Source organism: Nostoc sp. CALU 1950 (assembly GCF_051172895.1).
Classification (GTDB): domain Bacteria; phylum Cyanobacteriota; class Cyanobacteriia; order Cyanobacteriales; family Nostocaceae; genus Nostoc; species Nostoc edaphicum_A.
The window spans coordinates 1-24,084 of the sequence record NZ_JBDNJQ010000135.1 but is presented as its reverse complement, the minus strand read 5'-3'; the positions used below and the strand labels follow the sequence as shown (position 1 = coordinate 24,084).

General features: G+C 39.0%; 28 protein-coding genes. 7 read left to right on the top strand and 21 right to left on the bottom strand.

Annotated elements, in window-relative coordinates:
- Positions 1-389, bottom strand: a 389-nt coding sequence (locus ABF638_RS28055) for a DUF2809 domain-containing protein (protein ID WP_435026162.1), incomplete at its 3' end; no start/stop codon positions are given.
- Positions 390-961: 572 nt separating this feature from the next.
- Between ABF638_RS28055 and tsaB the strand changes: the two genes are divergently transcribed.
- Complete coding sequence (tsaB, locus tag ABF638_RS28050) at positions 962-1,621, top strand: tRNA (adenosine(37)-N6)-threonylcarbamoyltransferase complex dimerization subunit type 1 TsaB (RefSeq protein ID WP_435026161.1); 660 nt, start codon at positions 962-964, stop codon at positions 1,619-1,621.
- 13 nt (positions 1,622-1,634) lie between these two features.
- On the opposite strand, the gene ABF638_RS28045 is transcribed toward tsaB, so the two are convergent.
- Positions 1,635-2,552 (bottom strand): AEC family transporter, encoded by a 918-nt coding sequence (locus ABF638_RS28045; RefSeq protein ID WP_435026165.1) that lies wholly within the window; start codon positions 2,550-2,552, stop codon positions 1,635-1,637.
- 102 nt (positions 2,553-2,654) lie between these two features.
- On the opposite strand from ABF638_RS28045, the gene ABF638_RS28040 reads away from it, so the two are divergent.
- Positions 2,655-3,455 carry a M15 family metallopeptidase gene (locus ABF638_RS28040; protein WP_435026160.1) on the top strand — a complete coding sequence of 267 codons (801 nt, stop codon included), beginning with the start codon at positions 2,655-2,657 and terminating at the stop codon, positions 3,453-3,455.
- Here the strand turns inward: ABF638_RS28040 and ABF638_RS28035 are convergent.
- From ABF638_RS28035 to ABF638_RS28015, 5 genes are all read right to left on the bottom strand, one after another.
- Positions 3,449-3,637 carry a hypothetical protein gene (locus ABF638_RS28035; protein WP_435026159.1) on the bottom strand — a complete coding sequence of 63 codons (189 nt, stop codon included), beginning with the start codon at positions 3,635-3,637 and terminating at the stop codon, positions 3,449-3,451. The genes ABF638_RS28040 and ABF638_RS28035 overlap by 7 nt on opposite strands.
- Before the next feature lie 316 nt (positions 3,638-3,953).
- The gene (locus ABF638_RS28030) at positions 3,954-5,471 is read right to left on the bottom strand and encodes a GH3 family domain-containing protein (RefSeq protein WP_435026158.1); all 1,518 of its coding nucleotides are present in this window, start codon (positions 5,469-5,471) and stop codon (positions 3,954-3,956) included.
- On the bottom strand, positions 5,471-6,079 hold the full coding sequence (locus ABF638_RS28025) for an acyltransferase (RefSeq protein WP_435026157.1): 609 nt from the start codon (positions 6,077-6,079) through the stop codon (positions 5,471-5,473). The genes ABF638_RS28030 and ABF638_RS28025 overlap by 1 nt, the downstream gene beginning before the upstream one ends.
- Positions 6,076-6,828, bottom strand: coding sequence for a sterol desaturase family protein (locus tag ABF638_RS28020; protein WP_435026156.1), 753 nt, complete (start codon positions 6,826-6,828; stop codon positions 6,076-6,078). The genes ABF638_RS28025 and ABF638_RS28020 overlap by 4 nt, the downstream gene beginning before the upstream one ends.
- 57 nt (positions 6,829-6,885) lie before the next feature.
- Positions 6,886-7,908: a Rieske 2Fe-2S domain-containing protein gene (locus ABF638_RS28015; protein ID WP_435026155.1), complete on the bottom strand. Its 1,023-nt coding sequence runs from the start codon at positions 7,906-7,908 to the stop codon at positions 6,886-6,888.
- 122 nt (positions 7,909-8,030) lie between these two features.
- Here ABF638_RS28015 and ABF638_RS28010 point away from each other — a divergent pair, with 122 nt between their 5' ends.
- Positions 8,031-8,255 carry a hypothetical protein gene (locus tag ABF638_RS28010; protein WP_435026154.1) on the top strand — a complete coding sequence of 75 codons (225 nt, stop codon included), beginning with the start codon at positions 8,031-8,033 and terminating at the stop codon, positions 8,253-8,255.
- On the top strand, positions 8,255-8,662 hold the full coding sequence (locus tag ABF638_RS28005; protein ID WP_435026153.1) for a type II toxin-antitoxin system VapC family toxin: 408 nt from the start codon (positions 8,255-8,257) through the stop codon (positions 8,660-8,662). Before ABF638_RS28010 ends, ABF638_RS28005 begins: the two co-directional genes overlap by 1 nt.
- Here the strand turns inward: ABF638_RS28005 and ABF638_RS28000 are convergent.
- A complete protein-coding gene (locus ABF638_RS28000) occupies positions 8,645-8,836 on the bottom strand; it encodes a Rieske (2Fe-2S) protein (RefSeq protein WP_435026152.1) in 192 nt (63 codons plus the stop codon). The genes ABF638_RS28005 and ABF638_RS28000 overlap by 18 nt on opposite strands.
- Before the next feature lie 227 nt (positions 8,837-9,063).
- On the opposite strand from ABF638_RS28000, the gene ABF638_RS27995 reads away from it, so the two are divergent.
- Positions 9,064-10,737 (top strand): pentapeptide repeat-containing protein, encoded by a 1,674-nt coding sequence (locus tag ABF638_RS27995; RefSeq protein ID WP_435026151.1) that lies wholly within the window; start codon positions 9,064-9,066, stop codon positions 10,735-10,737.
- Between the two features lie 59 nt (positions 10,738-10,796).
- Here ABF638_RS27995 and ABF638_RS27990 read toward each other — a convergent pair whose 3' ends face one another.
- From ABF638_RS27990 to ABF638_RS27940, 11 genes are all read right to left on the bottom strand, one after another.
- On the bottom strand, positions 10,797-11,087 hold the full coding sequence (locus tag ABF638_RS27990; RefSeq protein ID WP_435026150.1) for a 2Fe-2S iron-sulfur cluster-binding protein: 291 nt from the start codon (positions 11,085-11,087) through the stop codon (positions 10,797-10,799).
- Between the two features lie 18 nt (positions 11,088-11,105).
- Positions 11,106-12,311, bottom strand: a complete 1,206-nt coding sequence (locus tag ABF638_RS27985; protein ID WP_435026149.1) for a P-aminobenzoate N-oxygenase AurF — start codon at positions 12,309-12,311, stop codon at positions 11,106-11,108.
- A 39-nt stretch (positions 12,312-12,350) separates the two neighbouring features.
- Entirely contained in the window at positions 12,351-13,253 is a 903-nt protein-coding gene (locus ABF638_RS27980; protein ID WP_435026148.1) for a ferritin-like domain-containing protein, read from the bottom strand.
- Positions 13,254-13,382: 129 nt separating this feature from the next.
- Positions 13,383-14,435: a Rieske 2Fe-2S domain-containing protein gene (locus tag ABF638_RS27975; RefSeq protein WP_435026147.1), complete on the bottom strand. Its 1,053-nt coding sequence runs from the start codon at positions 14,433-14,435 to the stop codon at positions 13,383-13,385.
- 5 nt (positions 14,436-14,440) lie between these two features.
- Positions 14,441-15,181 carry a hypothetical protein gene (locus tag ABF638_RS27970; protein WP_435026146.1) on the bottom strand — a complete coding sequence of 247 codons (741 nt, stop codon included), beginning with the start codon at positions 15,179-15,181 and terminating at the stop codon, positions 14,441-14,443.
- A 239-nt stretch (positions 15,182-15,420) separates the two neighbouring features.
- Positions 15,421-16,425, bottom strand: a complete 1,005-nt coding sequence (locus ABF638_RS27965) for a Rieske 2Fe-2S domain-containing protein (RefSeq protein ID WP_435026145.1) — start codon at positions 16,423-16,425, stop codon at positions 15,421-15,423.
- Positions 16,409-16,822, bottom strand: a complete 414-nt coding sequence (locus ABF638_RS27960; protein WP_435026144.1) for an Mpo1-like protein — start codon at positions 16,820-16,822, stop codon at positions 16,409-16,411. Before ABF638_RS27960 ends, ABF638_RS27965 begins: the two co-directional genes overlap by 17 nt.
- 155 nt (positions 16,823-16,977) lie before the next feature.
- Positions 16,978-17,190: a type II toxin-antitoxin system HicA family toxin gene (locus tag ABF638_RS27955; protein ID WP_292783493.1), complete on the bottom strand. Its 213-nt coding sequence runs from the start codon at positions 17,188-17,190 to the stop codon at positions 16,978-16,980.
- Positions 17,187-17,432, bottom strand: coding sequence for a type II toxin-antitoxin system HicB family antitoxin (locus ABF638_RS27950; protein ID WP_094352872.1), 246 nt, complete (start codon positions 17,430-17,432; stop codon positions 17,187-17,189). The genes ABF638_RS27955 and ABF638_RS27950 overlap by 4 nt, the downstream gene beginning before the upstream one ends.
- A gap of 2 nt (positions 17,433-17,434) precedes the next feature.
- Positions 17,435-17,578: a hypothetical protein gene (locus tag ABF638_RS27945; RefSeq protein WP_435026143.1), complete on the bottom strand. Its 144-nt coding sequence runs from the start codon at positions 17,576-17,578 to the stop codon at positions 17,435-17,437.
- 334 nt (positions 17,579-17,912) lie between these two features.
- On the bottom strand, positions 17,913-18,686 hold the full coding sequence (locus tag ABF638_RS27940; RefSeq protein ID WP_435026141.1) for a uracil-DNA glycosylase: 774 nt from the start codon (positions 18,684-18,686) through the stop codon (positions 17,913-17,915).
- 109 nt (positions 18,687-18,795) lie between these two features.
- On the opposite strand from ABF638_RS27940, the gene ABF638_RS27935 reads away from it, so the two are divergent.
- Positions 18,796-19,110, top strand: a complete 315-nt coding sequence (locus ABF638_RS27935; protein WP_435026164.1) for a helix-turn-helix domain-containing protein — start codon at positions 18,796-18,798, stop codon at positions 19,108-19,110.
- Between the two features lie 344 nt (positions 19,111-19,454).
- Here the strand turns inward: ABF638_RS27935 and ABF638_RS27930 are convergent, their stop codons facing one another.
- The gene (locus ABF638_RS27930; protein ID WP_435026140.1) at positions 19,455-20,072 is read right to left on the bottom strand and encodes a hypothetical protein; all 618 of its coding nucleotides are present in this window, start codon (positions 20,070-20,072) and stop codon (positions 19,455-19,457) included.
- A gap of 156 nt (positions 20,073-20,228) precedes the next feature.
- Here ABF638_RS27930 and ABF638_RS27925 point away from each other — a divergent pair, with 156 nt between their 5' ends.
- On the top strand, positions 20,229-20,984 hold the full coding sequence (locus ABF638_RS27925) for a TspO/MBR family protein (protein WP_435026139.1): 756 nt from the start codon (positions 20,229-20,231) through the stop codon (positions 20,982-20,984).
- A 243-nt stretch (positions 20,985-21,227) separates the two neighbouring features.
- On the opposite strand, the gene ABF638_RS27920 is transcribed toward ABF638_RS27925, so the two are convergent.
- A complete protein-coding gene (locus tag ABF638_RS27920; RefSeq protein ID WP_435026138.1) occupies positions 21,228-23,480 on the bottom strand; it encodes an FdhF/YdeP family oxidoreductase in 2,253 nt (750 codons plus the stop codon).
- Positions 23,481-24,084: the final 604 nt, after the last annotated feature.

Below are 24,084 nucleotides of genomic sequence, written 5' to 3'. Positions count from 1 at the left end.
TTTAACATATTTTGGGCTGTTTTTATCGGATTTTTCTTAACATTCAACACTTTTGTTATAGTACCTATTGCATAAGCAATGATATCCTTCCAATCAAATACACTTCCCAAGGCAACAGCCAGAATCTTATATTTTTGCAATCCTAAATTATTTACAAAATTAAAATATTGAAGTATTTCGATAGTACAAGAAAATGCAAAAACTGATAAAGCGACGATGGATGAGTGGATCTTGAAAAAGGCTCTGACAAAGCAATAAATTAGTATAACTACTAAAACATCACCAATGAAAGGACGGATAAAACTATCATTTACAAAAACAGCAATACATACCTCTATTAAAAATAATGCAACTGTGAAGTAAAAATATTTTTGATTGAAGATAAACATGGCTATCAATAGCGCTCAAAAACACCTATTTGACTATAACCAGTAAACCACAAACTTTTGAAAACAAACGTAATAATAGGGGTTTCAGCCCCTTCAAATCATGAACCAAACACTATTATTAATAGAGGAATGTCTACGACGGACTACGCCTAAGAGGATATTTGAAAAGTTTTGAGCGAATATAATTTGCTACTACACAGGCTAACTCTACCTGCGTGGACTAGTAGAAAATTAAGTTTTATAACCCGCATAGGCGGGTTTTGTATGTGTAGCCGCGACTTCTAGTCGCAGAGGCAAGTAATAATTTAGACTTTTCAAACAACCTCTAAGCTGAATGGCAGTAAGAAAAGCCCAAAGGCTTGTGTTGTCTCGTTCCCAGCCTGGAGGCTGGGAATGTATTTCCTGCTGCCTCAATTCAAGCTACTGGATGCGGCAGCCCTTCCAGGATGGTTTCCCAGGCTAGAGGCTTGTTCCAGTTACAAGGGGATGAAAACAAAGTGAAAACTCAGAACTATGATGTGGTTGAATAGAGAAATCAAGTCAACTCTAAAAAATAAATATTTTAATTAACTTTGACCACACAACTAAAACACCTCACAACCACAAAATACGCTTTATCACTGCACACTACCACTCCCGAATTAGGGCTAACAATTAGTAATTTTGCAGGCGATACTCGCTGTCAAGTTTGGAATTTGGGGCGTGATTTATCTAGCCTAATACATCAATATTTAATTGAATTTGTCAAACCGCAAACTTGGGCAGATTTGTCATTTATCGCCGTGGCAAAAGGCCCTGGCGGCTTTACAGGAACTCGAATTGGCGTTGTTACGGCTCGGACTTTAGGGCAACAGTTAGATATTCCTGTATTTGCGATTTCAACTTTGGCTGCGGTAGCTTGGTCAGAAGCCAGAAAAAGTCAAAATCTAAAAACTATTGCTGTGGAAATGCCAGCTCAACGAGGTCAAATTTTTGCTGCTATTTATCAGTTTGAGCCAGATACTTCTAAACTAAAAGTGTGTTTATCAGATAGAGTGTTGACACCAGAAGCATGGCAGGAAACATTAGCGAATTGGAACACTAATTATCATTTGATTCAAGCTCAATCTGGGTTAGCAGCGACGGTGACAAGTATTTTAGAACTAGCTAATCTCGATTGGCAAGAAGGCAAATTTCCTAATTGGTCAGAGGCTTTGCCATATTATGGGCAGCATCCAGTACAGGATGCATAGCATAAATCTAAAATCAAAATAGCCACAGCCAAATTGGCAGAGTAACCAGCAATACTATAGCCCCAGCAGCTAACGCCGTAACTGCCAGATCGCGATCGAGATTGAATGTCTCAGCAATTACCAGTGTGCCGAAAGCTGGAGGCATGGCCATTTGTAAGAGAATTACCTTGGCTGTGGAACCAGTTAATCCAAACAGTGGTAATATGCTGCCCAATATCAAGGGAACTAGCAGCATTTTGATTCCCAAGCTCATCCCGGCTTGTGGTAGGCTACGCCAAGATTTGAGCAGCCCTAGTCGCATTCCGATTAACACCAGAGATAAAGCTACACTAATCCAAGCCAATTTCTCCAAGCAGAATTCTACTACCGTGGGAATTGTCATTTCTTGAACCAGCAAGCCAAATCCGAAACTCCATAGGGCAGGATTAATTAAGATCGCCCTAGCAGTCTGCCAATGATTTTGGACATCGCCGCCAAAACGGGCTGCTAGCAAAACACCCAAGCCATAAGTTCCGGGGAATGAACCTAACAAATCGTAAAATAATGCCCAAGCAAAGTATTCTTTGCCTAGTATTGCTAAGGTGATGGGAAAGCCAAGATAACCTGTATTACCCAGCGTTGCCGCTAGGATCAAGCTAGCCTGAGTCGATTGTTGGGGGACAGTCTTTCTAAAATAGGCTTGTGCTTTAATCCCTAACCAAGCTAAAAATGCTCCTAGTAAAATAGCTAGGTAAGCGAAGGCAGGTGCAATCCAAATTTGCCCTGATAAACTGGATTGACGCAAAAACGATACTATGCTTATGGGTACTCCCACCCAAAAGAGGAACTGTCCCAAACGTGTAGGAACTGTCACAGGTAGTTTGCGTCCCAGAATGAAACCTACCAGGACTAATCCTCCTAGCTTGACGTATAGTTCTAAAAGGTTTGTCAAGATTGCGCCTAAAAACCACAGATGTAAAATGCTACCTGTTAGTTCTACTTTTGTCCAGTGCAAAATCTGTTATGGCTGTCCCACAAAAACAGGAGTTTACCCTTGAATAAGGCAGGGTTTTCTGGAAGACCGCAAAACTCATCGAATGACCTTGGTGATGATATTCCAGTGGCTGTACGCGATACCCCTGTTGCAACACCTAAAATTTGGTTGCAACCCCGAATTATTCTGATTGGGGGAGTTGCGGGATTTGTCTTGCTGGCTTTAATTAGCGGTTTTTTGTTTTTCGTTACTGCACCCAAAAAAACCGCCGATTCTCAAGCCTCGCCCACTAGTTCTACACCTACACCAACTACAGAATCTGATAATGTCAATACTCTGTTAGGGCATCTGGCATACCCAGAAGCCCCTGAATCAGAACTAGTAACCATCTCCGCAAATAGGGGCATTAGAATGCGAAAATCTGCTGCCCAAAAGTTTGAGGAGATGGTAGCAGCAGCGCGGAGTGCAGGTGTGATTTTAGTACCAATTTCTGGCTTTCGCTCGGTCAAAGACCAGGAGCCGTTGTTTTTTGGTGTCGGTGCCCAGCGAAATCAAAGGCCAATAGAACGAGCTGCCCTCAGCGCTCCTCCTGGTCATAGCGAACATCACACAGGTTATGCTGTAGATGTTGGAGATGGATCAGTACCAGCAACTAATCTCCAAACCAACTTTGAAAATACTAAGGCGTATCGGTGGCTGCAAGCAAATGCAGCGCGTTTCAGCTTTGAAATATCTTTTCCGAAAGATAATGCTCAACGTGTGAGTTATGAGCCTTGGCACTGGCGTTTTGTAGGCGATCGCAATAGTTTAGAAATGTTCTACAAAGCTAGAAATTTGAAACCCGGTAAAGTGCCTCAATAAAAGTTGATACAAGCGATCGCAATACTTACAGCAGAGGGCAGTTTTCCTCCAGCAAAAACTGCTCTCTGACTTGAGAGTGCTGAGTAAAAATACCAGTCTCCAGTCATTCTTTCATCCTTGGCTATTATGATGGGGATTGGCAGTAGGTAAACGCCCTGCTTCCAAAAAGAAGTTATAGCCATTTTCAAGTCGGTGAGGTACAGGTTCAAATAGACCTAACCCCCTAACCCCCTAACCCCCTAACCCCCTTCCCGAAGGCGGGAAGGGGGAACAATTCAAAGCCTCTCTCGTTTAAGGAATCGATCTGGATTTGTTATTACGTTGCATTAATATAGGACTCATATTTGATTTTTGAAAAAAATTCGGTACACCTTAATCTTCTGAAATCCTATTGCCTAGTGCCTACCTACGCAAGTGATTTCAGTAATCAAACCGGATTCCTATATGGTAAATCATGTTGATGCCATCAAGACTTTTCAGCAAGCGCTTCAAAAATAGCTAGTCGGCAATCTCTAATCCGGAGTTCAATTCTTGTAAAAGTTCAGTGCTAATGGGTGATGTTGCCAGAATTGGATGCTTAATACCTCCCCAAATACTGCCAGTGCGGATACGATGAGAAACTAACACTTCCGGAATTTGACTAGAGATTAAAACCTCTGGTGGTGCAAGTTGATCGAGCGATCGCGCTCTCTTGTAATGATATGATTCTGATAAAGCCCGATCAAGTTGTTCAGCAATCATTTCCGGACTTTCTTTTGCTGAATCTAATAATAGAATATAGTGTGGAGGCTCGGCAATGGGCATCAAAGTTTTAAAATTAGTTTCTTGCAAGTTCAAGAGAGTCAGAGCATTATTTACAAAAGTTTCTTGCAACTTTTCGCCCACTAAATCGCTAACGGCTTGATGTCGTCCAAGAAACTCTAAACAGGGAGTGTGGCGATAGTAATGAGTTACCCGGATGCGATCGCCAATTCGATAACGATACAATCCGCCTTTCTGCGATAAAATAATCGTGTATTCCTTGCCAATGTTGAGTTCATGTAAACCATGCAGGGAACCAGTATCATCCTCAAACTCGAAAAACACTTCATCGAGAACTGGCACACATCCCCCAGCTACAATCAACGGAATCGTCATTGGGGCTTCCGTTGCTAGTAGTCCTTTACCTTGAATTAATGCATCTGGAAATTTTAATCTTAATCCCTGAGCTTGATCTGCTGCATTGGCGCTATCCCAGCAGGAAATCAGCTTCAAATTTGGCCAGAGTTGCATCCAGGGAATATTACTTTCGCTGAGAAATTGCAGCCGATGATGTGAAATCCGGTTGTGTAATTCTTCTCGCAATAAATCCTGATTTTCTTGAATATATTTTAAATGTACTTGCAGAAAACTAGGACTCCAAATAGAAATAATTTCTAGTTTTTCAGCCTCTAATAATGCCAAAGCCAGTTGATGTTTAAATAAGTTCGCGTCATGCAGCCAATTAAGTTTATTTGGCATCACCAGCCAAGGACGCAAAAACCAACGTAACCAGCCATCTAAGTAATCTAAATCATCCTGTAAACTTTGGCTATCAGCTACATTTAATTGCGGCGAGATACAAGCATAAAGCTTGCCTGTAGAAAATTTCGGCCCATGTACAATCAAATCATGCGCCCATACACAAAACATTTGATTAAACGATCGCCGCAAAGATTGAGTATAAGGAATCCATTTTACCGCCCCACTACTACCAGAGGTTTTTTCATAGAACAAAATGCGTTCTGGCGTGAGGGAAATTTGCTGCTGTTTTTGATTTAAGCAGGGTTCGAGTGCATCATAATCTACGATTGGTACACGCTGCCAATCATCTACAGAATGAATCCCCAAAGTTTTACCATACTCACTTTTGATTAGGCGATCGCAAATTTCCTTCTGTACAGATGTCTGCATTAACTCTGGGTTATCCAAAGCTTGATGAAATCGCTTCGCAGTTGGTGCTAGGATTTGCCCAAAAAGCTGAATAATCGGACGCATTATTGCACCTTTTGATTAGGATAAAGCTTGGTAGCTGCTGGTAAATAAGAACCATCAGCAACGACTACACCGGCAGCAAGATTAGATCCGGCTCCCACAAAAACATTGCTGCCAATCTGGACTTTTTTAACATACAACATTAAATTTTGCTTGCGGGGTTTAATGATGTGAGAATAGATACCGACACCATGCCCGATAACGACGCGATCGCCAATTTCTAATAAACTGCGATCGGCAATCTCCAATCTTGTTGTCCAGTATACATCTCGCCCCACTTTAGCACCCCACAATCGCAACCAACACGAAAACACCCCCGGAATCAATCGCAGCACTGCTTCCAACACCGGGATTGCAATATAAATTACCTGGATTTGATGACTACCCCACCAGGGACTATATTCTTCACCTTGTAGATAACTAACACCCTCGCGCACAGGATAAACCCATTCATGCAAGCGGTAAACTAGCACTGGTAGCCCATAAATAGAAAGGAACACCGCCAGAATGCTGAAGATGTTGGGTGAATAGGCGAGGTAGACTATTGCTGCCCCAGTTAGCAATAATATAAAGGCGGGAAAAAACGAAAGAATTTTACTTAGAACTGTCATGAAAATGGGAATAAAAGTTTTTGTAACAAGTTTAATGAGCTAGGAATTCCGATTATAGACGGCATTTTTTTGCTTTCATAATATGTTCCATGTAACTTATCCCAAATTTTCAGATTAGCCCCATAGTTATAATTGTGGATTTCGCGGCAATGATGCCAAGCATGATCCTGTGGTAAGATTAACCAAGGAGATAAAAATTTATAAAGCCAGATACTTTCAGGAATTAGCAAGCTGCTATGCCGCCATAAATCTAAGGCAGAAGTTAGACTTACTCCAAGTAAATAACCTGTTGGATCTGCTAACAAATATAAAAATAAAGTGTGTATCCATAAATAAATAATTAACAAACTTGTCCAAAGTGTGTTGCGAGAAGTTCCTAATACATCCATCTGAGTAACAGTATGATGGACTTGATGAACCTTCCACAACAATTTAGTATGTAATAAACGATGATTCCAATAATATAAATAATCAACTACAACAAAACTGATAAGAAAAGCCGCAACTACTGATACTTTTAAATATCCTTGTTGAGTGGGTAGTAAATATTGATAAAACCAATAAACTAAAGTAGCTTGTAGTAAGGGAATCAAAATTCCTTGAATCGTTAATCCTGTACCATCTAGCAACCAATCTTCACGACTTTTAACTTTGAGTTGAGTTCGTCCAACCTGATTGGTAATAGTCCAACCAACTAATCCGATAAAAGAACCGAAAATTAGTAGTTGTGCAAAATTATCTATTTCCACTTTTAATTGCTCACACTGAATAATTACGAATTACGAATTACGAATTACGAATTATTTTCAAACCCAAAATGTAACTTTTACTGATTGATTTGGCAATAAACGCGGATCTTCTCCACGAGATATAGCTGCCATAATTGACTCGACAAATATATGAATTGTATCCGCAGGCGTATTATAAAATTGTGTCCCGTATTTAGCGATCGCTTCCCCCTGAATATCCAAAATTTCCACGTCTTGGCGGATAATGTGTTGAGCAGTCCACCGCACAAAAGGACGTGCTAATTTATTCCAAATACCATAGTTATAGGTGACATCGGTGTAAACCAGAGTTGAATTATCGGTTTCTGGAATAGATTGACTAGTAATGAACAAATGGCGATTATGTGCCATCTTATACTCTACAGAGGTAATATTGGGCATATAAAAGCGATCGCTATGTTTAATCTCTGCATTCTGCAAATTCAGAAAACGGCTGTACCATCCCAAATTGCTGTTTTCGTTGCGATACTCCACCAAAACCGAACCATGACAGCGTTCAACAGTCATCTCTAACTTTTGTTGGCGGGAAGTACGGAAAACACCAGGATGAACAAAAGCCGTATGGGGAATATCAATAAAGTTCTCCGCACAATTAGTCACATTGTTAGCAAAACGGTTAATTACCCGCACCGTCTCCCATCCTGTTTGTCCGTAGTGAGGCATAGAAAAGGGTTCAAAATCAATACTTGGGGTATCGGCTAACCGCACATAAACATAGCCATCCTGTTCTTTGGTAGCGTAACACTTGGCTCGACGCTGTGGCGAAGGTTTGAAATCATCTCCTTCGGCTGGAACAGCAATCACGTTTCCAACCGCGTCATATACCCAACCATGATAGGGACATTGTAAAGCACCGTTACATATTTTACCTGATGATAGACGGCTATTGCGGTGTAAACAGCGATCGCGCAAAGCTACGGGTTGTCCATCTTCACCGCGAAATATCGCTAACCATTCTCCTAAAACGGTGCGTGATAATACCTTGTTAGGTTGTAACTGTTCGCTGAGTGCGACAATGTACCAAAAATCTGCAAATTGCATGGTGGGTGGGAGCGATCGTATTTAAATTATGGCAATGTCTTGAGTAGAACTGCATTGCTGTATCTATCGAATTCCAAAAGAGCTAATTTACAATTAAAGGTGAGATAGCCTGAGATGGGAAAATGATCGTGACATTACAACAATTGCAAAAGCAGGTATTAGAGTTACCAATTAGCGATCGCTGGACACTAGTGCAGATCCTTTTGGAGTCGCTACAGCGAGAAACTAGTTCTGAATTGAAAAAGGGTAACTTGTCTCGACTGCGAGGGATTGCAAAAGGTACAGAAATATCAAGTGAAGATGTTGAAGTAGATTATGTTAACTATCTGACTGAAAAATATAAATAATGCGAGTTTTAATTGATACAAATGTTGTGCTTGATTTTTTACAAGAGCGAGAACCTTTTGTAGAGGATGCGGCAAAACTGTTTGCAAAAATTGATGCTGGTGAAATCGAGGGGTTTATTGCAGCAACAACAATTACTAACATCTATTATATTGTCCGCAAAGCAGCGGGTGCAATCGCTGCTCAAGATGCAATTGCACAAATTTTGACAGATTTACATATTTGTGCAGTTGATAGAGGAATTTTGGAACGAGCAATTGCACTTAATTTTCAAGATTTTGAGGATGCGGTGCAGTGTGCTTGTGGAATAACACATGGGGTTGATGCGATCATAACTCGTGATGCGTCTGGATTTGTCAGCGCGGGAATTTTAGTAATTGCACCAGGGGAGTTAGAAAACTATTGCTAGCGAGTAAATGAAGCGATGTCTACGACGGGCTACGCCTACGCGCAAAGCTACAGGTTGTCCATCTTCACCGCGAAATATCGCTAACCATTCTCCTAAAACGGTGCGTGATAATACTTTGTTAGGTTGTAGCTGTTCGCTGAGTGCGACAATGTACCAGAAATCTGCAAATTGCATGGTGGGTGGGAGCGAGCGATCATTTCTAGATAAGGATACAGGTTTAGCATAAAGTAATCCTAAAGTTTGCCGTCCGATTTATGATACAGATGTGTTATGCTGACAAATTCTCTGAATCAGGATATCAAACTGAAACAGTCAGTCTAAATAATTATTCCATATCACTCTCAGTTAGCTGTTTTATCAAATAGAATTTGCTATTAACCTTATTCTGAAAGCAAGTAAATATGCCTAAGTTAAAAGATATTGTTCCTCTGGGACTTATTGTGGTGTCTATTGTTGTGGGCGCAGGCTATTGGTTCAGTCAAAAACATCAGCTTGAATCCTTTGTACAACAAATAGACTCAATCAAAGTCAATCAGAATAAACCGATTGAGCCTAAAGACTATATTGCGATGAAGCGTGATATTCTTACTTTACAGAACACGTTTAACAGTTCTGTATTTCAATTAGTTAGTGGCTTGCTTTTTCTCGTAACTGCATATACAGCATGGCTCAATCTAGTAGCTTCAGAAAAAAAACAGATAACCGAAAGATTTGCTAAGGCCGTCGATCAGCTTGGCAGTAATGAATTAGGAGTTAGAGTGGGTGGAATTTTTGCACTCGAACAAATCGCTCGGAGTTCTCCAGAAGAACACTGGACAGTAATAGAAGTTCTCACATCTTATATTAGAGATCAATCACTGAAAGGAAAATCAGTATTTAAACCAGAACCTGAAGTAGATGATAATCAGTCAGGAGAATCTACATATCAATCAATTTTGAAAAAAATTAGAACAGAGCAGTCAATTTCAGTAACAACTGACATTCAGGCAGCATTAACAGTAATTTGTAGACGTAATAACAAGCAAGATCCGAGAGATATAGTTATAGACCTTAGCTTTTGTGACATTAGAGGTGCGGATCTGAAAAAGGCTAAACTCAGTAACGCTGATTTGAGAGGAGCTAAAATTTCAGGCGTTAATTTAGAAAATGCAAATCTTTCAAGTGCAAATTTACAAGGAGCAAATTTTACAAGATCAGTTCTTAAAGGAGCAAGATTAAATAAATCCAAGTTAAACAATGCTTTACTGAATGAATCTTATTTAGAAAAAACAGATTTACAGGATTCAGACCTAACCAGTGCCAATCTCAAATATGCCAGTCTCAAGTATGCAAAACTCAATCGTGCAAAGCTTAAGCTTGCCGTTCTTGTAAAAGCTGAATTACAAGGTGCTAACCTGAGTCAAGCTGAACTCAAACATACAAATTTAAGAGATGCTATAATCGACGACACTACTAAGCTTGATGAAAAATGGAAGCGAGTACATCAGATAAATATGGGTGGAGGTAGGGGGCAAAAATTCGATGGAGTTGATTTCAGTGAAGCAATATTAACCGATGCTGATTTTGAAGGTTCTAGCTTAAAGAATACTATTTTTAGCGGGGCAGATATTGGCGGAGCCAATTTTAGAAATGCTGATCTAGAGGGCGCTGTTTTTCGTAAACTAGGTCTGATGACTATTCTTGATATGGCTGATTTTGGTGATGCTTATCTTAAAGGAGCGAGTTTTGAAGAAGCTAGTCTCAAATGTACTAATTTCAGTGGAAAAAATAGAAGAACAGATATGAGTGGAGTAATTTTTCGAGAGGTTAATCTTGCAAGTGCTATTTTTGAGAATGTCCTTCTTAGAAAGGCAAAATTTTTTAGATCAATGCTCCAGGATACAAATTTCCGCCGTTCTAATCTCAAGGAAGCAGAATTTGACAATTGCTATTCTTATACTAACGACACTAGCTTTGAAGAAGCCGCTCTTGATAAGGCTATATTTATAGGTTCTCTAGGAAGTGCAAATTTTCGCAATTCAAATCATCAAAAGGCTAATTTCCAAGATGCTGATAAATCATCAGTTCAGTTTTAATAGAGCAATAGCCTTGGTGATGGGTAAGATGTATAAAAACATTGGAGTATTAAGCAAATTTACTTTTCTAATGTCTGAATTGCGATATTAGCTGTTAGGTCTAGCTGGCAGGCTAATCGTGCATTGGGATTTTTGAGTGCTAATGTCTCCAGTATTTCCTGTTCATCAGGTTGAGGAGGAGGAATATCACCAAGAACCTCAACCAAACAAGTTCCACAAATACCAGTCCGACAACCAAACAAAACAGGTGAATTCTGAATTGTGAGATGTTCAGATAAATTTTGATGACATTCCAGAGTGATAGGGATAAAATCACTTCTCGGAAAGGATATCTTACATAATTCAGCCATAATACGCAAGCATTTTACCTAAACAACACTCTTCCATTCCTCTCTGTGCCTCTGCACCTCTGCGTGAGATATAAACAAATCCTCTTGCTGTTCAAAACCTTGAAAAGCCCTTTTTTGAGTCGCCAAATATCGAGAAATTGAATTAGTAGCCATCAATGACATATCCCGATTACGTTGCCAAAGATAATCGAGTTTTTCAACATACACCTTATAAGATTTCATGGCCTCTTGATGAGTTGAAAAACTGCGCTGTAATCCTTCCGACTCCTCGGTAAAACAACGCCGCATCATTTCTTTAGCATCCTTGTCACTCATCTCAAAAATAGGCGATCGCAACACCCGATAAATCTTACTATACAGCGCCGGATCGTACCAAAAAATACCGTTAATTGCAGCAGAAAAGTGAAAATGATCGCGCTGACATCCCAGCAATCCTAAATTAGCAACCAGTCGCTCAAAAGCAGTCGGTGGCTTAAGGCAAGTGATAACATCGTGAGATATAATTGTCGAACTATTGAAGTGAAAACTTTCATCCATGAAGTGATAATAGGAGACTTTCGCAGGGATTGGAGCAGCTTCAGGATGCGAATGTTTTTGATAATAATTGCTGAGTTTGTGCTGTACTAACTTGCCGTTTAGTGTCCGTACCCCCCGGACTGTAAAATACTGACAAGCCAAAAAAGTATTATTCGCAGAAATCAGCCCAAAGTATTGAAGTTGAATTTTTTTCCACCAAGTTTTTAGGGCATTGGTGTCAGCATAAACCATCGTTTCCGTAAAGGGGCCGCGCATGGGGTAGGTAAAGATAAGTTCCCCAAATAACGCTTGTTCAACCTGTTTGGCAATTGTGCGGAAGGCGTTAATGTGCGATCGCTCTTGGGCGGATTCCAAGTCTAATGTATCGCAGATTAAGCGAAAATCTTCTTGGGCGTAAAGCCCGGCTGCACTGGTTTGATTGAAAAAGATAGTTGCAATTTCCGCAGAAACAATTTGTGAGTAGTAAGCTACCCAGTAAAGTTGGTTTAAAATTATCCGCTGATGTTGGCTGGACTGTTCCCATAAAGGTGTACCATATAGCAAGGAAAATTCCTCTGGGTTCCAATACTCGTTTTGACAATCCTCATAGCGAAACTTGGTTACAGCTTCATCCATTAAAGCAGTATGATCTTGCTGTTTGTTGCGGGTGTGGTTAATTTGTAATTTACGATGAATAGTTTTTTCCATATCCGTTTTTATTTCACGCAGAGATAAGATTGATATTTATTACACACATTGATGGGCGGGGAGTGGTTCAAAGGCTCCGCGTTCTTCTAAATTTTGCAGGATAGACTGGGCTGATTTTCCCCCCATGAGCGATCGCAATATTTGTAATCGGGTTCCGCTATGAGTTTCTGTATCTAGTTCTTCTAAAATTTGGATTTTTTGCGATCGCGTCAGATGTCCTTTCACTTGTTCAATTGCTGCGAGTAAGCTTTGTGGCCCCACCTGTACCATAAACAAAAACTGTGCCAACACATCGAGAATTGTTGTTTGACTGAATGCTGAAACAGTAATTTGATTAAACAAGGTGGTTCCCGTGGCGTGATGACGGGATTCAGATTGTAAAAAGCTGGAAAAAAGTTCTGCTAAAACTGGATAGCGGCATTCCTTCGCTAAACGCCGATAATGACTTAAACCCCATCCTTCTAAAACGACTTGCAACACAAACAACAAAACTGTTTTATCCGCACTTTCAACCACTTCTGATAGTAAGCGCAAAAACGGATCATCCATATTAGTTACTTCCATTGCTGGTAAAAAATGGCTAATTTGGTGAAGGTGGGTAGCTTCATCAGCCGTAAACAATGCATAAAGCATTCGTTCTTCAACTGTTTCTGCTAACAGTACCATTTTTGCCATATAGCCAACGCCTGCTTTCTCAATGAAATATGATTCTTCTAACAGGCTACGGTTGGCAAATTCTAGAATAGTAGATTGTTCATTAATATTAGACTGTTGAAAAATTTTGACTTGATGTAAATTGAAAAATTCAGCATCCCAATAATTTAATCGCGGGTAATTAGCATAATTATTCTGATTAGGTAATGCTGCTGTTAATATCCGTCGCAAACGTTTATCAGAATCTGCGTATGGTAGGTCAAAACCAACAATATTATATTTATCCATTTTCTATATTCAATTAAAGTGAATTAAGGATCATACTAATTATCCGTAAGTTTGCGCTTAATAATTACTCTTTCTCTCTCTTGGCGTACTTGGCGCACTTGGCGGTTCGTTTAATAATTAATTGTATTTTCATAGCGAATTAGTATTAGGTGTTGATAAAGTTTGAATATTTGGATAATTAACAGTGTCCCAAGTTCCCCAGCTTAAAGCTTTTTGTTGATTAACATGCTGAATAAATTCCAGAATAGACTGATCTGCTTTAGTGGGAGTCTTTAAATCAAACTGAATTGTTTGAAATACCTGTGTATCCCCTTTTGCGAAGTAATTACCAACCTGCTGAGTTAACCATAACAAACCACGATTTAAAACCCATCCCCAAAATCCCGGACGCTTGGGAGTGACAAGAATTGTTTGCCCTTCAGTTTTACCAGCTTCTATCATTCGCAGTGTAAATATAATGTAGAAGTGCAGAAAATCCGGGCCTAGCGTCACAGTGCCAGTGCTACCATACCAGTAACACATACTATAAGTAACTTCATTGCGATATAGAGGACGAATCAGGCGAATTAACCAGGAATCATCCCCTCCGCGTGTAGTGTTACTGAAGGTAATAGCGTTAGAGTTGAGGTTTTGAGAATCAAATACAATTTCTAAAGGCAAATTGTGTACTGTATTGAAGTGGTGAGCATCAATTGCATTAATTAGTAAGACATTGGGATGGCAGTTTTTGACAAATTTAGTCCCCAATATATAATCACAATCTGCATGTTCTAATTCTGGTATAAAAGGCAGCGAACTTGGCTTTTCTTCACCCACCCAAACCCAAATCATGCCGTATTTTTCTGCCGTATGCCAAGTTTTAATACACACAGGTAGCGGTTTTCCGAGAGAAGGAACATCTACACAAATTCCGCGACTGTCATACTTCCAATTATGAAAAAAGCAGCGAATTCCATCACCTTCTACCTTACCTTCTGCTAAATGAGCGCCCATGTGTGGACAATAAGCATCTATTGCTACTACCTGATCACTAACTCCCCGATAAATTGCCAGATTTCTACCTAGCAAAGTTATAGCTTTTACCTTGCCAAGCTTTAATTTTTTTGATGGTAATGTCCAGTACCATCCCTCTATAAATTGTGTTGGATTATTAAAGTTTAAGTGTGGGTTGGTAGATGGCATAAAAGTTAAACAAGAACACAATCTTGCACAAATTTCAATGATGATTCTGACTTCCACATCCGTTGTCCAGAACGAGTGAGATTGTCATAATTAATTTCAGTTAAACAAACCAATTCATCACCTAACCGATAGCCAGAGTTTTTTTCCTCGAAAAACTGGATATGAGGATTAGTTTGTCGTCCTGATGGAATTTCAATCAACCCTTCCCGTAAAATTTGGGGATGCGGAAACCGGACAATACCACTTGCTTCTTGATATAAGCTACCATAATATTCCTGTGCCAAATTCTCCATTAGATGCTTAACATCGGCAGGTGTTGTAACATCATAACGGGGGTAGAAATCTTGCCAAAAAGTAGGGAGAAAACGATAAGTGCGAAAACCAGAGCAAATTAGCAGCCAGTAAAGTTTATTTTCTGCATAATTTTGACGCAGAAAGTTGATGGCGGCGATCCAACTACGTGGTAATGTTGTACTCGACCAAGCACTAGGATCAACAATAGTGTCGCCTGAATACACTACACTAATTTTTTCTCCCAAAAAAGTCTTTTGGCATAACATCAAAGTTGAAAATCCTTTGAGTGCGTTGGATGTCTCATCTCTTAACAACAAAACCCAGTTTTTGCGCTCTAGATCAATTTCAAAACCATCCCAGGTTATACCTTGAAAGTGATTTTGCAGCAACGCATACATGGCAGTGCGATCGCTCGATTGCAACTTTTGAACAGGAATCAGCAAACTCTTCATTACTCGGAAATTACCTAAAATCGATTGGTAAGATGTATTTATTTAAAACTTTATCGACCAATTTGGTAAATTTACGGTGTAATGTGACAGATTACAAAATGGTTATCTACGCTACAATCTCATATTCACATCTTGCGCCTTCTCATAAGGTTTGATAGAAATTGCCCACTTTACAAAGAATTAGGAAACCCAAGATTACCAAAGTTTCTGTTAAGTTACGCTGTACCTAACCAAATGTATTATTCTACACCCCTGTTTTTTGACCATCGAGACGGTTTTAGCTGATTTACATACTCCATATATTCAGCTAATGGCTGATCAATACTAAGGAGCAACTTCGGATTAAAGCGAATATTATCGTAAATTTTGCCATCTTCATCTCTGAGCATATAGTAAGCCAAGCGCGTACAGAATAGCAAAAAATGACTCAGTAAATATCCCACAATACCTTTACGTTTTTCAGTTACATAAATCGGTTGAATTCTCGTTCTTCCAGGTGCAATGGGAGTATAAGCATATATCATAAACAATGGCGGAAAAAGCCTTACATCCTTCATCATTGTTAACAAACCAATGCAACCATGAGCATAACGCATTGAATACTGATATGTAGAACCAAGAAATCTTTGACCTAACTTTTCTCGAAATGTAGTTTTGGGAAATTGCCCCCGCATTGTAAAGTCGATTTGCGTCCCTAATTCACTGCGATGTAGCGACAAATCCATTTTGATATCTAAATGATGAATTGTTTTTAAATGTTGAGCATCAATCCCATTCATCATACAAATATGATGATGGCAACTTCTTGCAAATGCAATATCGGCTTGTGCAACAATTTCTTTTCCCTTCAATTCATCAAAATCAGCCACTCCCTCTGGTGCTTTAGCATCTGGATAAATCCAGATAAATCCATACTTTTCCTCTGTTGCATAAGCTTGTAACTTAGCTTGAGTAGGAATTTCTGATTGACAGGGAATATTTTGACAAAGCCCTGTTTCATCAAATGCCCAATGGTGAAATGTACAACGAATCCAATTACCATCAACCTTCCCAATTCCTAAATCTGTCCCTAAATGAGGGCAATAAGCATCTAAAGCCCGTACTTGCCCATCTTCGCCTCTAAAAATGGCAATTTTATGACCGCATACTTCTACAGATTTTGCTGTTTTTTTGGGTATTTCATGACTAGGACAGGCAATATACCAACCCTGAGCAATTACATTCCAATTATTGAATATTTGCATAATTGTTTGATAGATAATTATTTAATATTTCTTGCCGTTGGCAAATATCATCTCGATATTTACCCGTCAAAATTCTAAATAACATTTTACCTAAACAATAAGAAGCCCGCCAAGAAAAAACAGCATCTTGTAAATCAATATGGCTACGCTCAAATAAAAAATGTCCGGTTAATCCCAACAATTGAGTTAACGGTAAGCCCAAGAGCAACCAAAAGTTTTGCAATTTCCAAGTATAAAAGAGTAAACTGTAAAAAAAGAATATTCCGAGAATGTGTAAGGTAATATTAATTGGATGTTGATGTTTAAGAATAAAAATATCCCAATAGTCTGTAAAAGGATGATCTATAATTTGATTATTAATTCGATTTCTCAAACTTTGTTGAGGATTAGAACTCATCTTAAAATTCTACCAAAGCAGCTTTAAAGAGAGGATCGGGAATGGAAATGGCTGTTTTCATAGATTGGTATAACATTAGTTATACCTCATGCTATCGATTTTTTGTAATGAGGGCAATTATACAATCCCCTGCTCACAGCAGATACAATGATTGGTTATGTCTCTTCAAAGTCAGACCACTCAATTCCTAGTTGTTTTATAGCTGCTCGTAATGTTCCTAGTTTTAGATCGCGGCCACTCCAGTCAGGAAGTACAGTTGCTTTCTGCGTAATTGGATTAAACCACTTCCTATGCGAACCTCCACCACGTCTGGGAATTTCTTCACATCCAAGCCTAGATAATTTCTTGGCAACTTCTCTATAGTTCATTTGGTAGAGATAATTGTTTCTATCAAGGCTGGTGAGTTTTGGTCTACAGATTGTAGGTTGTGAGGAAGCTCTTTACCTAAATCTTCATACACTTCAAGAACCGCTTCAAATGCATCTCTAGCATTCACTAAAACTTCGTCCACAGAGTTACCCTCAGTTATCAGTTCTGGTAAAAGCGGAGAAGTTACCGTAAACCCACCTTCTGGCTGAGGTGTAAGTAGTAGTGGAATTTTGTAGAGCATAACTAGATTTGTTTATTTACTGATTTCAGGTTAACAGCATCATAGCATTGCCAAAATCGTTGGGTTGTGTAATGCATCAGATTTGTTGCTATACCCTGTTTGAAACTCAGCGATCGCACTTTATCCACCGTAGGCATCGCTTTCATAAAAATGGTGCTTTATACATAGTCTACAAGAACAAATAGCGATAAACTTTATACATTAATAGTCATTATCAGCCACACAAATACCTTTACATTTAATACCATTCGTAGCAGTGCGTTGACAATGAGAACATAGAACTTTTTCGTTTTCTGTTTCATCATTTATCTTTATACTAGTGCTTTCCTCTAGCTTGTCTTTGTCGGTTTGGAGTTTTTCACTCATAAGAATAAGCATGGAAGAATTTTTTGCTGTTTAAATTTATATTTTGTTAACGTAGCGTACAGGAAGAGCGATGCCTACGGCGGGTTGCACCAACGCACTGGCAACTATTCTAGTCTACAACCCTGATAAGTGGGCAAAAACTTTTTCCTGCCAGAAATTAATCCGGTTTTCTCGTGTTGCTGGTTTACCCATTAGTTTAGACCAAGCACCATTTGCTGCACCACTAGGATGGGGAAACTCAAGGGGTTTGACTTCTAATTTTATACTTTTAATCGCATTAGTTGCTTTTTCTCCCCAGGTAATGACCGCAACTGGTTCAAAAATTTCTAACTCTGCCTTCAGAACTTGAATGAAGCGAGTACGATCTTGTTTGCTCAAAGCAATGCCGCGATCGCAACTAGCCTCACTGACCCATACCTTGAAAATGTCTGTGAGGTAAACTCGGTATCCTGCATCTAGTAAGACTTTGATCAAATCACAATACAGCGTTGTATTACGCAACTTCTCACGGCAATTCTTCAAGTGTAAAGCGTAGGGTGTTGCAATACCAATTTCCTCTACTTTTTCATCACTGTTTCTTAAAGGATCTTGTCCGACAATAACAACTGTTCTCTTGTTTGAAATATTATTGTTCTTTTCAAGGAGACTTGGAATATCTACTCCAATAACTAAAGCTTCTTCGTAGAATTTCTGAAAACTTTCATCGTGAGAGTGAAAAATATTTCTGGGAAGGCTATGTTTGGGATAGCCCTCTAATTCAAATTCTTGCTGCATCACTTCATAGAGAGCTTGTAGATGACCTTGTGAAATATCCAGAACTTTAGATAACTCCTTATGCAAGGCTTCAAATTCGTTGGCTTTAAATCGAGAAAACAAGTAATCTGACATAAATTTAGAAGCTATGACCAACACAACATCAATGTAGTTTGCCCATAACTTTCAAGTAAATTGATTAATATATCAGATAAGATATAAATCCAGATGGAGGAGTAATATGATGGATCAAGCCAAGAGAGAAAGTTTGGAATCTAAAGGCTGGAAAATTGGCACAGTTTCAGATTTTTTGGAGTTAACAGCCGAAGAAAATATCTTGGTTGAGATTAAGCTAGCTCTCAGCCAAAACTTGAAGGAGCGCCGACAAAAACTGATGACTCAAAGTGAACTCGCTGCTAAGATTAGTTCCAGCCAACCTCGGATTGCTAAAGCTGAAAATGGCGATGCTTCAGTATCAATTGAATTGTTGATCCGGGCAATGTTAGCAACAGGTGCAACTCCTCAAGATATTGGGCAGGTGATTGCTGGTGTGGGGTAAAAGCAATTCAATGCTAAATTCGTTGTTCATATTTGGTCGGTTAACGTTCCTAATCAGCGATGTCTACGACGGGCTACGCCTACGCACTTTATCCACCGTAGGCATCGCTCTCACAAAAACAGTGCGTTATATTGCGTTAACGTAGTCTACAATAACAGCGATACCTACGGCGGGTTGCACCAACGCTCTGGCAATTACCCTTATCTACAAACCTGATAAGTAGGCAAAAACTTTTTCCTGCCAAAAATTAATACGGTTTTCTCGTCTTGCTGGTTTACCCATTAGTTTATAACCAGTACCATTTGCGGCGCCGTAAGGATGAGGAGACTTAAGGTGTTTGACTACTAACTACAATAAGTCAGACTGCTTAATCCAGGAGTATTTATTAAGTCAGTATTGGCTATCCAACCATTACCGGATAACTCTCCAGGGAAACTTCTGGCAAGGTCGATTTCTACCCAAATGAAATTTTCAGCTTTGTATGACTTAACCACATTACCTGTAAGCATGTTCACATACACTATTGTGTTTGGAGAAAGTGTTGCAATATAGGCTCCTTTGGTACTTGGTTGGAGACGTAGAGTTTGAGGTTGTACAAGTTGCCGGCATTCACTGCCAATAGTAGGTTTACTCGACAGGTTTTGAGCGTTGTTATTCGTCTGACAAAATTTCAGCACAGCAGTTTGAATAAACCCTGAAGTCGGAGACTGAATTCTGACAAATCTATCTCCACTAACTGGTATATATGCCAAAGCAATCTTTGTTTTTGCCGACAATATTCTGATAGCGTTGGATGATGTTGAAGGTTCTTTGAAAATTGGAGTATCTACTTTAGTTGCACGACAACTCGATTGTGACGAATTGGAGGGAGTCTGTGTGATTTGAGCAAATACAGGTACACTCAGAGCGAACGTAGCAATCTTTACTAGAGTAAAAATATACAATAACTTCTGAAATTCCACGTTTTTTCCTCAATATCACTTACGAAAGACTGTACATTAGATTCGCAACTTATAAACTCCGATATTAAAAGATACTATAAAAATTATTTTGAACCATTAGACTATCATATAATGACTTATTACTACTAATTACAAGCTACGTTCAATTTCTTAATTATGAATAAATCCAATAATAGTGGAATAGTTGAACAATTTGTCAATGCAGTGATGGGGGTAAAAACTCTTAATCAACAACAGTCTCCAAATACATCAATAGTTACTACACAAGAACTAGATGTTAGAGCAGTTTTAGTTTATATACTAGGAACTATCCTACAAATAGTAGTCATGGTTCTCGTATTGCTGGGAATGGAAAAAATAGTAATGTTGATTGATAGCAATTCTTCTTTTCCCAATTGGTTTAGCACTTTATTAACCGGATTATTTTTTGCTCTATTAAGTATCCGTTCACGAATTTTTTCTCTTTTAGATAATACCCGTTCTCGTCAGACCTATGACCAGGTAATCAGACCAAGATGGTCACCTCCACCTTTAGTATTTCCCATAGTTTGGATGATAATTGCCATTTTACGGGTAATTTCTTCTGTATTAGTTTGGCAGCAAATGAATCACCAGTTTTTAGTGCTGCCTTTAATTTTGTTTGTGGTGCATCTGGCTTTGGGGGATACTTGGAATACGATTTTTACTGTAGAACGGAGATTAGGTGCTGCTGTTCCTGTGGTTATTTTAGGCCCTTGGTTATCTGCTGTAGTGGTGACGGCAATTTATTGGCAAACTAATCCTGTAGCGGGAATGACTTTATCATTTTCTTGTGTATGGCTAACTGTAGCTGCTGTATTGGTATTTAGAATTTGGCAATTAAACGGATCTGAGCTATTGTATCCTTTAAAACTAACACCTGTGGAAAAATAAATACTCAAAATTCACTTTCACATAGAAATAGGACTTACGCAAAATACGTCGTAAGTAGCGGTAATTCATGAATTATCGCTACGGAATAATAGGCTTTTCAATTATTTTTGCGTAAGTCCTAAGAAAGCAAGCAAAAATATCACTTGACTTTTGAGCACCACATAAAATATACATAAAAAACGGTAGAGCAATTAGCAATCTACCGTTTTTTAAATTCTTAAATCTAAGACTTAATGATAAAAGTCATATCGGGGATCTATAAACACAAATCGGAACTCTTTTATAAGCAGGTGTGCCACTTTGCGGATCAATTTTTGCTTGAAATAAAATATTAGCTTCAGGATAAAACATAAAAGCTACACCTTCAAGGATTGCTCCACAAATAATTTCAATATTGTCTAATTCTCCCCTATCTCCTTTAACTTTTATTCGCTGATGTTCATGGAATCCCGCTTTTTTGACATCTAGAGAGTTCATTAAAATACAGTGGCGATGGGGCATTCCTCGATATTTATCTTCATTGCGATAAACTACAGTATTATGTTGACCATAGCTGCGTCCTGTTCCTAAAATTACCACAATTCCTGGCTGATTTTCTGTCACACCAAATGTTTCTTTAGAAGGTAGCGATAATTGTGGTAAAGGTGTGACAAACATCTGTGCTTTGCCATCAGATGTAGGAAATTTAGGTTCATCTAAAATCCGCCCTTCAATGATAAATTCCTGTTTTTCTTGGTCAATTGTGCCAATTTTTTCATAGCCAGGAATGGTTTTAGCAATTAATTTTCTTACATAAACTGTATCTTGCAGTTTACGCCAATCTATTGGTGTTTTACCATGCAAGCGATGGGCAATTTCTGTAATTAATTCTATTTCTGAAATCAGATCAGCATCAGGTGGTTGTAAATGACTTTTACCTTCATTATTTAACCTTACAAAGTTATTACCTGATTCAGTTGTTGTTTTATGAGGATTTTCAAAGCGATTGAAGACAGGTAGTATTAAAGTTTGCTTTTTGGCTAATCCGTGAAAGTGTCCTAAGTTCGGTTTAGTAGATACATAAAAAATGGTTTCTATTTGCGATAATGCTTGCTTTGCTTGCTGTAAGTCTGGATTAGCTGCATATAAATTTCCCCCTAAACAAAATAGTGTATCTATTTTTCCTAATTCTGCCGCTGTTATTAAGTCACGGGTATGATAGCCAGGAGCTTCATTTAGAGGTTTTCCTAATAGTTCAGATAATGCTTGTTTGATATCTTCCCGCAAGTTTATAGTGACACCCATTGAACCAAATCCTTGCACATTGGAATGTCCTCGAATAGGCATTGTTCCAGCACCGATTTTACCGGCATTCCCTGTAATTAATGCTGTATTAGCAATACTAAAAACATTATCTACACCGTTAGCATGTTGAGTTATTCCCATTGCCCAGGCAAAAACTACACGTGCTGATTTACCAATTATATAAGCTGTTGCTGTGATTTCTTCTTGGGATAAACCACAGGTCTTAGTGATATCATCCCACGATGTATTATTAGCGTAATCTATAACTTTTTGCCAATCGTGTGCATGAGATTGAAGATATTCTGTTTTAATCAAGTTCTGTTCAATTAGAGATTTTTGTAAACCTACAAATAATGCGACATCACTTCCAGGAGTTGGTTGTAAATATAAAGAAGATATATCTGAACCTCCTGTGAGTAAAGATTTTATGGGAAATGCAGGAGATGCAAATTTAACTAAACCTATTTCAATTTGAGGATTAATAATAATTACTTTACCGCCTCTTTCCCGCAATTTTATCAATTCGTTCATCAATCGGGGATGATTTGCAGGTGCGTTGGAACCAATTAAAACGATACAATCACTATGTTCCAGGCTCTCTAAGCTGACCATTGATGTACCTGAGCCGAAAACTTTTTTTAACCCCACTGTTGAGGGTGCGTGACACAAATCTGAACAGTCTGCTAGATTATTACTACCTAGCGATCGCACTAATAATTGTAGTAAATAGGCAGCTTCATTAGATGAACGTCCAGAACTATAACTAGCAATTCGTGCTGGTGGTAAATTAAAGGCTTGTGTAGCGATGTCATAAACTTCTTCCCAGCTTATACGTTGATAATAGGATGAACCTGATCTGAGAATGAGAGGATAACTTAATCTACCCAAGCGATCGCATTCTTGAGAAGTCAGTTTTTGTAACTCACTGATGCTATTTTCTGAGAAAAAATCTTGTTTAATTCCTGGTTGCAATTCCGCAGCGATCGCTTCTACACTTTTAGCACAGCGTTGTAAATATTCTCCCGCTTCATTAACAAACCCCCCCTTTTGTCCACCCGTACCCCAAGCACATGATAAACACGCACTTTTATGATTGAGAGTTTGCCATAATTTTAATCCTTGTGGTGAGAGAGTTTTTTCTGCCCAATATTGAATCACAGGTAAACCACCCCCAACAGGGTAGCTAGAATTGGTTTGAGGGGAGTTATCCATACTTAGCTACATCTCTGCTCGTTTAACTAACTATTATTATTACAAAGAAGGCAGGAGGCAGAGGGCAGGAGGCAGGAGGAAAGAAGTATGAATAAAAACTAAAGTTGCTGAGTCATTGCCCAGTTTAAAAGACGAATTGTATCGATAGCGTAGCGTTAGCGACGTAGGAGCGTCGCGGAAAGTGCCACGACTTGCATTGCGTTCACGATCACAATCCCACTCCCACGTTTTAAAACGTGGGTTCCTCCAGCAAGAACTGCCTCCTGAATAGCCCTGGCGACTAGAAGTCGCGGCTATACAGACAAAACCCACCTCCGTGGGTTAAAAACTCTTGATTTTTCACGCTTTCCACGGAGGTGGACTACCCTGCGGGAAGCCGCAAAGCGTTTAGGTTTGTGTAGTAGCGAATTCTATTCGCCTAATACTTTTCAAACATCCTCTTAGACATCGCTTCTACACATGTTAAGAAAGATCCGGGTAATGGATCACCCTACTTGGGGAGGATTGGATCTGACAATTCAGCGGCATCTGGAAAACCTCTCTCTAAATCTCTCTCCTAAAAGGCTACGGTGTACACACAAGTCCTAAAAACCTAGCTTGATAA